Below are 12,757 nucleotides of genomic sequence, written 5' to 3'. Positions count from 1 at the left end.
GTCATGGCCTTGGCTGATACTGCGGCCAATGCGGCCACAAAGTTTACCCGCTTACCCATTGCCAAACAATTAGGCCTGATGATTGGGCTCGCAGCGAGTGTGGCAATTGGCGTTGCTGTAGTTCTCTGGTCACGCACGCCAAGTTATATGCCGTTGTATAACCAGTTAAGTCCGCGTGACTCCACCGATGTGATGGATACATTGCAACGTAATGCAATTCCTTTCAGGCTGGATGAAACCTATGGCACCATCATGGTTCCCAGCAGCGATGTTCAGACTGCCCGCTTAAAGCTTGCGGCTGAAGGTTTGCCGCGTGGTAATAACCCAATCTCGGAATTATTTGCCAATGGGAATACATTTACCACCAGCCAATTCATGGAAAATGCCCGATACAAACAGGCACTTGAGGCTGAGTTAGCCAGAACCATCAGCCAGTTGCATGATATTAAATCTGCGCGCGTACATCTTGCTATTCCACGGGAATCGGCTTTTGTGCGCGATAGCCGCGAGCCCAGCGCTTCAGTATTCATCGATATTTATCCCGGTGTGGAGTTAAAAAAACAGGCGATTGCATCCATTATAAACCTGGTTGCCTCGAGTATTCCCAACTTGTCGGCAAGCAGAGTGACTGTTGTTGATCAAAACGGGCAATTATTAAATGAGGGCGGTGGCGGCTCTGTGTTCAGTAGTTCTGAAAAATATCTTGATTATCGTCAGACTCTGGAGCAGCAATACGCTCAGAAAATACAAGACATTTTAACTCCCTTGCTTGGCTTTGGAAAAGTGAAGGCTAAAGTTTCAGCGGATATTGATTTTACCGATTTTGAGCAGACTCAGGAGCTCTATAATCCTGATGGCGGAGCGGTACGTAGTGAGCAACTGGTAGAAGAGCAGCGCAAAACAGCCAATGCAGGCGGGGTTGCCGGTTCACTATCTAATTCTCCTCCTAAAAACGCTAATTTGCAGGGCAAAGGGCAAAATAAAAATGCGCCCAACACGCCAACCCCGGCCAATCAGGGGCAAGCTGATTCCAATGATATGCAGAAACAAGTGGTCAAGAATTTTGAGCTTGACAAGACCGTAAGTCACACCAAAAATCAGCCTGGCAGTATTAAGCGCTTAACCGTGGCTGTGTTGATCGATAACCGCCCTGTTCTGGATCCAAAAACCAAGAAAATGGTATTAAAGCCATTAACGGCTAAAGAACTGGATCAGGTCAAGGCGCTGGTTTCAGACGCAATCGGTCTTAATACCGAAAGAGGCGACAGTCTCAACGTAGTGAATAGCAATTTTGTAAAACCTGATCCTATTGAACCTATCCCTGAACCTCATTTTTGGCAGACCAGCACATTTTGGTCCATTGTAAAACAGAGTCTAGGGGGCTTATTTATTCTTGCTCTGGTCTTCGGTGTATTCCGTCCTTTATTCAAAACCCTTGCAAGCAACCGTTCTGAAGAGGTTGAGGAAGAACAGCAAAGCGAACTGACTTATCAGGGGCAAGGTATACTTCCTTCAAATGCCAATGACTATGAAACGCAGCTGGCTTTATTGCGGCAGGTGGTGGATAAGGAGCCAAAGCGGGTTGCGCAGGTGGTCAAGACCTGGGTAGATCGAGGATAATATTATGGATGGAATAGAAAGAGCGGCCATTTTATTACTCGGCATGGGGGAAAAAAATGCTGCTGAAGTGTTAAAACATCTGGAGCCTCGTCAGGTTCAAAAAGTAGGAATGGCAATCTCCACTTTGAGCAGTGTCAGTAAGGCAAAAATGCAAAATGTGCTGGGGGAATTTTTAAACGCCATCGAAGAACAAACCAGCCTCACTGTCGATGCGGAAAACTATCTGCGTACGGTATTGATCAATGCACTGGGTGAGGAAAGAGCCACACCCTTCATCGACAGGATTTTAGTTTCTGACAAAGACAGTGGTCTGAACCGATTAAAATGGCTTGATGGACGCTCTATTGCGGATGTAATCCGCAACGAACATCCACAGATTATCGCTACCATTTTAATTCATCTGGATAGTGAGCAGGCTGCCGAGGTGGTTAGCTATTTCACGGGTGAGAAACGCGCAGAGGTGCTTTTGCGCATGTGCACGATTGATACCGTCAAGCCAGAGGCAATTTCTGAACTTGGCAAAGTGATTGAAAAACAATTGAGCGGACAAAAAATCAGTAAAACAGCTTCAGTAGGAGGCATTAAAACAGTAGCTGATGTCATCAATTTTCTGGAAGGCTCCGTAGAAGAAGAAGTTCTCGAAAAAATTAATGCCTGGGATCAGGAAATCTGTGAAAAGATAAAAGACAAAATGTTTGTTTTTGAAAATCTTGTAGATATGGATAATCGCAGCGTGCAAACCCTTCTCCGTGATATACCCTCCGAGCAGCTTTTATTGGCATTGAAAGGCACTACGGAACCGGTGAAAGACAAAATCTTTGGTAATATGTCAAAGCGGGCTGCTGATTTATTACGAGATGATTTGGAAATGCAAGGCCCTGTTAAGGTCAGTGAAGTCGAGAAAGCGCAGCGCGATATTCTTGCACTGGCCCGAAGTCTTGCTGAAGAAGGGAAAATTGCCTTGGGAACGAAAGGCGGGGATGAAATGATTTAGAGTCTTATGCGGGGAGAAAAGGCATTTATTTCGCCTTAAATTCCACCAAAACAGGCTCTTCTGCGGAAAACTCTTCCAGAGCTGCTTTTTCATTCTTCACTGTTTCAGCAAGTTTTTCCACATACTGCAGTCGTCCTTTCCTGGGATTAGCCTGATTGAGTTCAATATAATTTTTGCATTGCTCAGCAATAGCATTTAATGCAGATAATCGCAGCGTCCTGGACACATCAGGATCTAACTCTTTATAGGCTTTTACTGCCTTCAAAACAGCCTCTGCCTCTCTGGATGTTCTAGTGCCCATGAATCCTTTATCCCAAAGAAGAATGGCCGCCTGATGGCTTTTCGTAAACTGCAGACTTTCTGAAGGACTGGATAATCTAACGAAGGCAAAGTCTCTGCTGTGAGCTGCGGTTTCGCCAGCAGGCCGGGAACTCAGTAATTTCTGATAAGTATCACTCAAATGTTGTTCAATAACTCTGGCATTCTGAGCAATTTGGTTAATAAGTCTCATGGGTTCGGCCAGTTCCTGATTACCGCTGGCCAGTTGATTACAGGCTTCAAGGAGATTAACCAAAGCACAGGATTTACGATAAATTTCTTCCCGATACTCTTTAGTATTAACATACTGATGTGACTTGGGTAGTTTGCTCTCCATCCCGAAATAATCGTGCAGAGCCTGATGAATATTCTTAAAATCAGGAGTATCCTCAAGCTGCTCTTTGAGACTTTTTAACAAGGCCTCCTTGTCCTGAACCACTTCTGATGTAACAGGCCTGAGTTTGCTGTCTGCTTTTACCAGAGCAATTTCTTCTTTGGTGTTTCGGATTTTTGACGCTGCGTCACTTTCCATTTGCGAAAGAGCGCTTCCCATTTGCTTCCAGGAACTGGCCGTTGGCGAATTTCGTAACTGGCCGCGGGCTGTATAAGTAGCCCCAATCTTTTTGCTATCTTCATACGAATCTTTAACAAAAAATATATCAGGCAGAATATTGGAAAATACATTATTCCACCAGTCGCCAATTACATTGATCACATTCGGTAAATGCTTAATTGGTTTTGCCAAATTGGCGAATGAGGAAAAGATAGCACCACCGGCCAGGTTTACCGGTGCCAGAACCACATCCATGACCATCCACCAAAAGTCTCTGGGGTGGGGAGAGCGGCCATAGGCGAAGGCCTGATGCGCCATATTGGCAACTGAAATAATAGAGGCTGCATAGGATATGAAGCTTATAGTACCGATGATCCCGGCGGGTACAAGCAAGGGTGGAAAAAAGATTCCTGCCAAACCGAGAATGGCTGCTGGAAAACTGGTGACCCATCCGATTAGAGAAGTAGCTGTAGCCACATCGTAGCCAATAGCCTCCGTCAAGGTCATTTTTTTGGCATGTTCATATTGTCCATCGATGACTCGTTTGCCTAAGACTTCCAGCTGTGTAATCGCTTCGAGGGCGTCTTTATTGTTTGCATCCGCAAAAGTTCGCAATTCCTGACAAAGTAAACTGATTTGTCGATGAGTTTGCAGGCAATCATATCGTCTCTGTAATTTCAGTAAGGCGTTGGCTGAAAAAAGATTTCGTATTTTATCTTTAATCTGATTAATTGATTTGGCTGCATCGTCATTCGCGATGGAAAGATCATCAAGGGTTTTGTTAACAAATTGAATCAGTGCTTTTTCTTTTAAATAGTCAGATTGCTTTTTGAATAATTTTTCAAAAGCAAGGATCTCTTTTAAAGCCTTCTCGTCTTTCTTGTTGGCTTTTTTCGACTTTTCAATGAGTTCTTCAATTAATTCAGAAGCAGGTTTTTCCTTACTTTTAGCTGCGTTGATCCGTGTTTCAAACAACCGTGCCCCTGACCATAACGCAGGGTAGTTCAAGATGCTATATTGGGAGGTTTTTATCTGGTCGGTATTTTTAATAGTTTCAGGCACATGGCTTTTGATCCATTGTTCAAATTCTTTTTGAATGGATTGGTCAATGGACTCAAGATTTTTGAGTGTAATAGCCATTGTCCCCTCAGTGCTCATTAACCGCTTCTAATCATTATAAGCTTTCAATGCTTAATATTTGCTTAAGTGGTTCGATAAAGATCAGAAATGATTCATTACTGTATTAAGTTAAGAACTATTGTAGGTGGGCCCTTGGTCCCCAATGCAAAGGGGTTGAACCCCTCCAGAAATCAATGTTGGGCCAAGGCCCAACCTATATATGGACCCATTCGTTTTTACAAGCAAAATTATAATCAACAAATAAATAGAAGTAAGATTGCATCTATATATTCGACCTGTTAATGAGTCTATTGACTCTGGCCTCTATGAAAATCAGCGCTTTCTCTCCTATCTACAAAACGACTTTTTATAGTCGGCAGGTTGGTCAGGTTTTGAGAAAGCCGGTTCTTACCTGTTTACATAGTCGATTAATCGCCTTGCTTGGTACTACGTACTCTTTCTATTTCTAATCAGCGCGCGTGTTATCCATAGTTTTATCATGCTAGGAGCCCCTCATTCTTGCGGAGAGCATGATAAGGCTGTGGGTAACACGCGCTACCTTCTACTAATTCATCATTTTTTGCCTGATACGGTTTACATGATTGCAATACCGCCCATGCAATTCGAGCTGTTCTATTCGCTACAGCAGTAGTCACCACATTCGTATGCTTCTTGGAAGATAGAGCAGTGATCCATTCGCTTCGCCAATCTGTTTTTTTACCTGCATGATAAACAACCGCTCTGGCTCCATGAATAAGTAGTTTCTTTAAATCAGCATGGCCTTTTTTGATAATACCTAAAAGCCGATGTTTTTCCCCACTGGACGATTGCTTGGGGACTAATCCTATATGCGCAGCCATCATCCGCCCATTTTTAAATTGGCTTCCATTACCAACTGCCGCATAAAGTGCCAGGGCGCTTATCGGACCAACTCCAGGTATCGTGCGAAGTAAGCGACAATACTCATGCTTATTGCTGATAGTCTCTATTTTCCTATCATAATAGGCTATGCGTTTACTCAACTCTTTAAACTCTTCATAACAATCGCTAATCCCTTCTTTTAATTCTTCACTCAGCTCGTTGCTATTTGCATCAAGAAGTTGGCTAATATGTTTCTTCAAATGAGAAAAACCCTGGGGTATTACTATGCCGTACTCCAGTAGTAAGCCTCTTATCTGATTACTCAAACTTACTCGATTACCTACTAATCGTTCTCGAATACGTAATATGCTTTGCATATCTTGTTGCTCTAGCGTTTTTACAGTGACAAACTTGGTGCGGGGTCTTGTTCCGCACTCCAATATCCCATCGGTATCCTTGTCATCATTCTTATGATTCCCTACATAGGGCGTGACATGTTGCGGGCTTATTAATTTTACTTCGTGACCCATCGTGCCAAACACTCTGCCCCAGTGATTTGAGCCTCCACACGATTCCATCATGATCGTACAACTTGGCAAGCCTCGCACAAATGACTCCAGTTTGCTTCGACTCAATCTCTTCTTAAATATCTCTTTATGATGTTTATCTAATCCTTTCAATTGAAAAACATTCTTTGCCAAATCTATTCCTAATAGGGTAATCTCTTTCATGGACCCGTCTCCTTGTTGATTAAGATATCTCGTGGATATCAACTTAATCTTGGCTCATTACGAAGCCGTTTGATAGGAGAATGGGTCCATATCATTACATGCAATTGTAGAATTTCTTAACTTAATGGCAGTGGGCCCAGTTTTGCTATATCACTAAAAATTAATTTGTTTTCAAAGGTTATTTTTGTGATACTAGCCTGCATGTCTGCTGGAGTTAGGGATGACAGCGAATGGAAAAAGAGTTTGAACCATTCCATGAAAAGGCCAGTCAAAATGAATTTTGCCCCTGGGATTTAAAAGCGCCTGTATCCGAGTCGCCGCCATCGCCGGTGGATACACAGGCAATTTTTGAGGCGGAATGTCAGCGTCTGCGGGAAGAGGCCCGCTTGGCGGGATATAAGGAAGGCATGGCAAATGCTCTTTCTGAAATAGAGTCGCTTAAATCCCGATTACTGGAATGGATTGACTTTTTTCAAAACCCTATCCGTTTGCTGGACAAGGAAGTCTGTGACGAAATTGTCCAAACCATTTTCTGGATTTGTGAATCCTGCATCGGACTTGAGTTGAGCTGTAATCCTGAGAAGGTCTTGTGTCTGGTTGAAGAGATTAAGAAGGAATTGCCTTCTGTTAAAGGAAATAAGCAGCTGGCCATGCATCCTTTGGACGTCGAATGGCTGAGAAATCATCTGGATAAACAGAAAGTAGCAGTAATCACCGATATTTTACAAGAAGACGCTAATCTGATGCGCGGGGATTTCTATTTAAAGGGTGCCTACACTGAGCTTGATGGGCGGCTTAAAGCGCGATTTGCACAATTATTTTCTGAGCAGTTCAGTCTTGAAATGAGCATTCCTTCAAGCGATGATAATTCCCTGGATGATTTCTATGATTCATTATGAATCCCGTCTGGTTCCGCTTTTAAAACGATTAAGAAAACGCTCTGCAAGCGGTTTGCTTCGACGCGGCAGAATAAGCCGCGCGGTAGGTTTAACTCTTGAAGCCCGCGGATTTCAACAGCCTGTCGGAGCATTATGCTGGGTCAAATTGTCTGCTTCAGAGCGCGTTGAGGCAGAAATTGTCGGTTTTGATGATGATGCTTCCTATCTGATGTCGATTAGTCATACTCAGGGAATTGCGCCTGGCATGCTCATAACGCCCACCGGGCGGATTGCTGAGGTAAGAGTAGGAGCCCAGCTGTTGGGCCGAGTTCTCAATGGGGCCGGAGAAGCGATTGATGGCGGGGAAAAGCTTGAAATTATTGAGAATTATCCCCTCATTAGTTCTCCCGTTAATCCTTTAAAAAGAGCGAACATTGATACAGTGCTGGATGTGGGAATTCGGGCAATTAACGGCTTGTTAACCATTGGGCGGGGGCAGCGAATTGGCCTGTTTGCCGGCAGCGGCGTCGGTAAGTCAGTATTGCTGGGGATGATGAGCCGCTTCACTGCTGCTGACCTGGTGGTGGTCGGTTTAATTGGCGAGCGCGGGCGCGAGGTCAAAGAATTCATTGAAACTAACCTTGGTGAAATGGGTTTAAAACGAGCGGTTGTGGTCGCTGCACCGGCCGATGAAAGTCCATTAATGCGTCTGCATGGTGCAATGGTTGCTACCAGTATCGCGGAATATTATAGGGATCAGGGTAAGCATGTATTGTTATTGATGGATTCTCTGACTCGTTTCGCACAGGCCCAAAGGGAAATTGCATTGTCGATAGGCGAACCTCCGGCAACCAAAGGCTATCCACCTTCGGTATTTGCCAAACTCCCCCAATTGATCGAACGAGCAGGAAATGCCATGACAGGGGGAGGGTCGATCACTGCATTCTATACTGTTCTTACGGAAGGGGATGATCAGCAGGATCCCATTGCGGATGCCGCCCGTGCGATTCTGGATGGACATATTGTATTAAACAGAAGCCTTGCGGAAGCTGGGCAATACCCAGCAATTGATCTTGAGGCATCCATTAGCCGGGTTATGCCAAACATTGTGCCGGAAAGCCAGATGAAGGCTATGCTTGTTTTAAAAAAATATCTGTCTATTTATGAAAAAAATAAGGATATGATCCTGCTTGGGGCATATACAAAGGGAACAGACAAACAATTGGATAAGGCCATACTTTGCCGCGATCAGATAAGAGACTATATTTCTCAGGATATGAATCAGTGTGTTAGTCAAGAGGAAAGTTTGTCAAAGCTAAGGGAGTTGGCATCAATTTTGGAAAAATAAACTATGAGTCAGGCACCTATCAATCAGCTGCTGCAAATTCTTAAAATCAGAGAGCAGACAGTTTTGGAAGCTGCAAAAAACTGGCAGCTGGCTCGGGATCAGTTTCATGCCGGCAAAACAAAACATGAGCAATTACTGGTTTATCGTCAGGATTATGTCGAACAGTTGCATCAGTTGGGCAATGCCGGTTGCGAAATCGGGCGTATGCGAAATCGTATCGAATTTATTACGCAACTAGATCAGGCTCTAGGGCAAATGAATCAGCATCTGGCCTCTCTTGCGAAGCAGCGTTCGCAACTTGAAAAAAACTATCTTCAGGCTAAAGCAGAACAGGATGTAGTGCTTGAGTTGCTGAAAAAGCTGTATGACGAGAAAAAAAACGAGCAAGAACGTCTGGATCAGAAAGAAAGTGATGAGTACGCGCTCAAGCAATGGTATAGTAAGGGTCCAATAACCCATTCAAAAAAAACTGGTGACTAAACTATTAAAACGCTGCCGTTTACCCTTAGCGATAATGATTATTGCTGCGGCGGTGATATCCAGCCTCTTTCGAGCTCTGACTCCCTGGGCCTCCCAGTATAAAACAGAAGTCGAGAAGCATCTGTCTGCCCTGGTAGGTGAACCTGTTCATATCCAGACAATGGAGACGGGATGGTATTGGTTTGAGCCGGTTATAAAATTGAAGCAGGTCAGCGTTTCAGATGGCAAAGAGGGTGCTATTCATTTAAAAAATCTGCTGGTAGGTATTAATCTTTTGGGCTCGTTGTGGCATTGGCAGATACAGCCCGGTGTTCTCTATGTCGATGATCTGAATCTGGATATCCGTCAAAACAATAATCAATGGTCAATAGAAGGCTTAAACCTGGGTAATGGAGAGTTCAAACTGGATCCTGCTGTCTATACACCAGTTCTGGCCTGGATACTTAATCAGCAAAAAATTATTATTAAGCATTTCTCAACCCAGATTCATCTACAAAATGGCAGCGTCATTCCAGTGAAACGCTTTAATCTGGTTGTTTCCAGAAAAGCCGATCGCTACCGCATCCGCGGTGAAGCGGCACTTGAACAGGATATACCGACTAGTTTTCGATTAATTGCTGATCTATCTATTGATCCTTATCATCTTGCGCAAACCGAAGGCCAGATTTATTTTGCTTCAGAGGACTGGAAATTTGAACAGTGGACTAGTTTGTTGCCGCAGAATCTCCAGCAAGAACTTAAAGGATCAGGCGATTTAAAATCCTGGATTGATATCAAAAAAGGAGAGGTACAAACAGTTCAGGCCAAACTGAATTTAGAGCAGATTCAATGGCGGGAACTGCTGAATGACAAAACAAATACAATTCAAAAATTAAAAGCCAGCCTCGCCTGGACATTAACCCAGTCAGGCTGGAAGTTAACGGGCAATGAGGTGGTTTTACGTTTAAATGGCACTAAGTGGCCAAAAAACTCCTTTGAGATCAGCTACGATACGCAGAATAACGCCTATAAGACCTATATTAAACAGATCAATATCGCCTCTGCTTTGGAAAGCTTGTCAAATCAGCTGACTGAAAAGTTTTCCAGTATCCGCTCCTATAATCCAATTGGTTTTATGAGCGATACACAACTGGTGATAAAGCAGGGGCAACTGGATTGGGTTCTTTCTCGTTTTAGTAAGCTGGGCTGGCAAAATTCGGCAACAGTGCCTGGTATTGATAATTTTTCCGGTGTCCTTCAATGGCAGCCAGGACAAGGTCGTCTTGAACTGGATAGTGAAGATGCGGTGATACGCGTTGAAGATAAGCCTCCGGTCAAATTATTGCTGGCCAATGCGGCGCTCGACTGGAAAACAGAGAATCAGGAAACAACGATTGATATTGAACGAATGGTACTGCAGCATCCCGATCTGTTGCTTAAACTCGAAGGCAAATGGTCTGGCATAAGTAATCAATCCAGGGGAAATCTGGATTTGACAGCAGAGCTGGAGGGCAATAAGGGTGAGCAATGGTTGAAATACATCCCCTCAGGCAAGCTGAAGCCGAAGCTGGATTTATGGCTGAAGCAGGGAATTAAACAAATTGATCATATGGTGGCTGAAGTTCATCTTCATGGCCCCGTCGCAGAGTTTCCTTTTGATCAGAATAACGGCGAATTTCTGGTTAAAGGTCATCTGCGGGGAGTAGACCTGTATTATGCCAGGCATTGGCCTATAACCCGCAACGTCGAGGCCTATCTGACTATTGACAGACGCTCGCTTAATGTCGATGTGGTGCATGCGAATTTACGCGGTATCATGGTGGATAAGGCCAACCTTCGTGTCAATGACATCGGCCATGATCGGGAAACTCTGCTTTTGCATGCCAAAGTCAATTCGGACTCCAGAAAAGGATTGGCTTATGTTATGGCCTCTCCGCTTAAAAAGAAACTTTCAACCTTGAAAATGCTGCAGATGAGCGGTGATCTCAGCCTCGATTTTCGATTGGAAGCGCCGCTATATCCAGAAAATGATGAGATTCTGGTGTTAGGCGATATGGACTTTGATAATAATGAGGTAACAGTCCATCACAGCCTGGAGGATTTACAGTTAAGCGGCGTCAGCGGTAATCTGCAATTTGATCAGGAAGGCGTACTGGATAGCAATTTGAAAGCCTCGCTTTTACAAAACCCGGTAAGTATTTTAATTAAATCTGTACGCAAGGGTAAACCCTATACCGAAGTCAAACTGAAAGGAAAGACGAGCATTGAATTGCTTAAAAATAAATTGAATCTGGCCTTATTTTCATTGATGCAGGGTGATCTTTGGCTGGAAAGCACACTGACTCTTACTGACGATCCAAGTGATTTGGATCATTTGCTAATCAAAACAAATCTACAGGGTGTTGGTATTAATCTTCCTGCGCCGTTCGGCAAAACGGCGATGAGTAAAGCGCCGCTAACACTGGATGTTCAGTTCAATCCTGAAAAGGCTGTTAAATTGAACATGAATTATGACAAACGCTTATCGGCGAGTTTGAGTTTTGCCGGAAAGAAAAAAGAGTTTCATCTGGATACAGGGAGCATTCTATTCGACAATGGCCGTGCTGATCCGAAGATTAAGGGCTTGCAAATTGCGGGTACTTTGCCTGTGTTTAATTTGCAACAGTGGCAGAATCTGTTGGCCAAGACTAAAGCAGATAATCAAAAGGGAATTGCCGGACTAGTGACATTTATTAATGTTCACCTGAAAAAAGCAATTGTGGGCAGTTATGAGTATGATAATCTTGGTATCAAGGCGAGCAAAACGCCAGAGGATAGCTGGGCTATCCGAATCAATCAGAAAGCAATCGACGCCAACCTGAACTATGATCCCAAATTCAATTTAATTAAAGGCAGTTTCGACCGATTGGTTTTAGGCCAAAATAAAAAAATTGAAGGGGCTTCCTGCAATCCTGATATTAGTGATATGCCTAATATGGAATTGAATATCAATGACTTGCGATTTGCGGACTGGCGTTTGGGTAAAATGACTCTGAAGGCGATTTCCACACGCTCCGGTTGGAAAATCGATTCTTGTACTTTAAAGTCGCCTGCTTATCGAATGACGGCAAAGGGATTATGGTCGCCTCAGCAAAATGGCAGTAAAACCGAAATTCAAAGCAATGTTGAACTTACTGACCTGGCCAAAGGACTGGAACAGTTTAATATTAGTCCGGTGGTTGAGGGACAGGAGGGAGCTATCCGCTTTTCAGGAAACTGGACGGGAGGTTTTCAGGATTTTTCCATTGACAATCTCAAGGGTAATATGTCGATTATGCTCAAAAACGGACGTATAACTCATCTGAGTCCGGATACAGAAGAAAAACTGGGGCTGGGTAAACTATTAAGCATTCTCAGTTTGCAAACCATACCAAGACGATTAAAACTGGATTTTAGTGATTTGTCGAATGATGGATATAGCTTTGATATATTTGAAGGCAATTTCAACATTACCCAGGGGATGATGACGACTCAGGACAGTTATATTGATGGTCCAATAGCTTATGCGAGCATGAAAGGAAATCTCGATATTTCCCGCCAGCTTTATAATCTTGATTTACGGGTGACTCCGCATATCACTGCAAGCCTGCCAATTGTCGCTACGATTGCCGGAGGGCCGGTTGTTGGTTTAGCGACCTGGGTGGCTAGTAAAATAATTAATCAGGGAATGCAGAAAATAAGCGGCTATACTTACAAAATTTCAGGTCCCTGGAAGCAGCCGGTGGTCGCTCAGGACAAAATTTTCAGAAAAAAGAAACAACAGGCCTAGTCGGATTTGTTCACTCAATAGTTTAATACAGAGCTTATAATTTAAGTATCTGCTCCGCTGTTAAAACT

At 43.7% G+C, this 12,757-nt stretch carries 8 protein-coding genes; 6 read left to right on the top strand and 2 right to left on the bottom strand.

Going from position 1 to position 12,757, the window contains the following annotated elements:
* Positions 1–3: 3 nt before the first annotated feature.
* Complete coding sequence (fliF, locus tag DYH61_RS10645; RefSeq protein WP_058507510.1) at positions 4–1,620, top strand: flagellar basal-body MS-ring/collar protein FliF; 1,617 nt, start codon at positions 4–6, stop codon at positions 1,618–1,620.
* Positions 1,621–1,624: 4 nt separating this feature from the next.
* On the top strand, positions 1,625–2,614 hold the full coding sequence (gene fliG, locus DYH61_RS10640) for a flagellar motor switch protein FliG (RefSeq protein WP_058507509.1): 990 nt from the start codon (positions 1,625–1,627) through the stop codon (positions 2,612–2,614).
* 25 nt (positions 2,615–2,639) lie between these two features.
* Here the strand turns inward: fliG and DYH61_RS10635 are convergent, their stop codons facing one another.
* Positions 2,640–4,625, bottom strand: coding sequence for a hypothetical protein (locus DYH61_RS10635; protein WP_058507508.1), 1,986 nt, complete (start codon positions 4,623–4,625; stop codon positions 2,640–2,642).
* A gap of 476 nt (positions 4,626–5,101) precedes the next feature.
* Positions 5,102–6,196 carry an IS110 family RNA-guided transposase gene (locus tag DYH61_RS10630; RefSeq protein WP_115343311.1) on the bottom strand — a complete coding sequence of 365 codons (1,095 nt, stop codon included), beginning with the start codon at positions 6,194–6,196 and terminating at the stop codon, positions 5,102–5,104.
* Between the two features lie 230 nt (positions 6,197–6,426).
* Between DYH61_RS10630 and DYH61_RS10625 the strand changes: the two genes are divergently transcribed.
* From DYH61_RS10625 to DYH61_RS10610, 4 genes are read left to right on the top strand one after another with little or no spacing between them, the layout of a single operon-like run.
* Positions 6,427–7,095: a flagellar assembly protein FliH gene (locus DYH61_RS10625; protein WP_058508087.1), complete on the top strand. Its 669-nt coding sequence runs from the start codon at positions 6,427–6,429 to the stop codon at positions 7,093–7,095.
* On the top strand, positions 7,082–8,422 hold the full coding sequence (fliI, locus tag DYH61_RS10620; RefSeq protein ID WP_058508086.1) for a flagellar protein export ATPase FliI: 1,341 nt from the start codon (positions 7,082–7,084) through the stop codon (positions 8,420–8,422). Before DYH61_RS10625 ends, fliI begins: the two co-directional genes overlap by 14 nt.
* A 3-nt stretch (positions 8,423–8,425) precedes the next feature.
* Positions 8,426–8,902: a flagellar export protein FliJ gene (locus DYH61_RS10615; RefSeq protein ID WP_058508085.1), complete on the top strand. Its 477-nt coding sequence runs from the start codon at positions 8,426–8,428 to the stop codon at positions 8,900–8,902.
* Complete coding sequence (locus DYH61_RS10610; RefSeq protein WP_058508084.1) at positions 8,895–12,689, top strand: YhdP family protein; 3,795 nt, start codon at positions 8,895–8,897, stop codon at positions 12,687–12,689. Before DYH61_RS10615 ends, DYH61_RS10610 begins: the two co-directional genes overlap by 8 nt.
* Positions 12,690–12,757 lie beyond the last annotated feature (68 nt).

The organism is Legionella quinlivanii, from assembly GCF_900461555.1.
GTDB lineage: Bacteria > Pseudomonadota > Gammaproteobacteria > Legionellales > Legionellaceae > Legionella_C > Legionella_C quinlivanii.
The sequence above is the reverse complement of the archived record's forward strand: the minus strand, read 5'-3'. Positions and strand labels throughout refer to the sequence as shown.

Bases quoted from the DNA above. Each gene is read 5' to 3' on its own strand.
- DYH61_RS10630 (WP_115343311.1), bottom strand. From the start codon at position 6,196: ATGAAAGAGATTACCCTATTAGGAATAGATTTGGCAAAGAATGTTTTT.
- DYH61_RS10635 (WP_058507508.1), bottom strand. From the start codon at position 4,625: ATGGCTATTACACTCAAAAATCTTGAGTCCATTGACCAATCCATTCAA.
- fliG (WP_058507509.1), top strand. From the start codon at position 1,625: ATGGATGGAATAGAAAGAGCGGCCATTTTATTACTCGGCATGGGGGAA.
- DYH61_RS10625 (WP_058508087.1), top strand. From the start codon at position 6,427: ATGGAAAAAGAGTTTGAACCATTCCATGAAAAGGCCAGTCAAAATGAA.
- fliF (WP_058507510.1), top strand. From the start codon at position 4: ATGGCCTTGGCTGATACTGCGGCCAATGCGGCCACAAAGTTTACCCGC.
- fliI (WP_058508086.1), top strand. From the start codon at position 7,082: ATGATTCATTATGAATCCCGTCTGGTTCCGCTTTTAAAACGATTAAGA.
- DYH61_RS10615 (WP_058508085.1), top strand. From the start codon at position 8,426: ATGAGTCAGGCACCTATCAATCAGCTGCTGCAAATTCTTAAAATCAGA.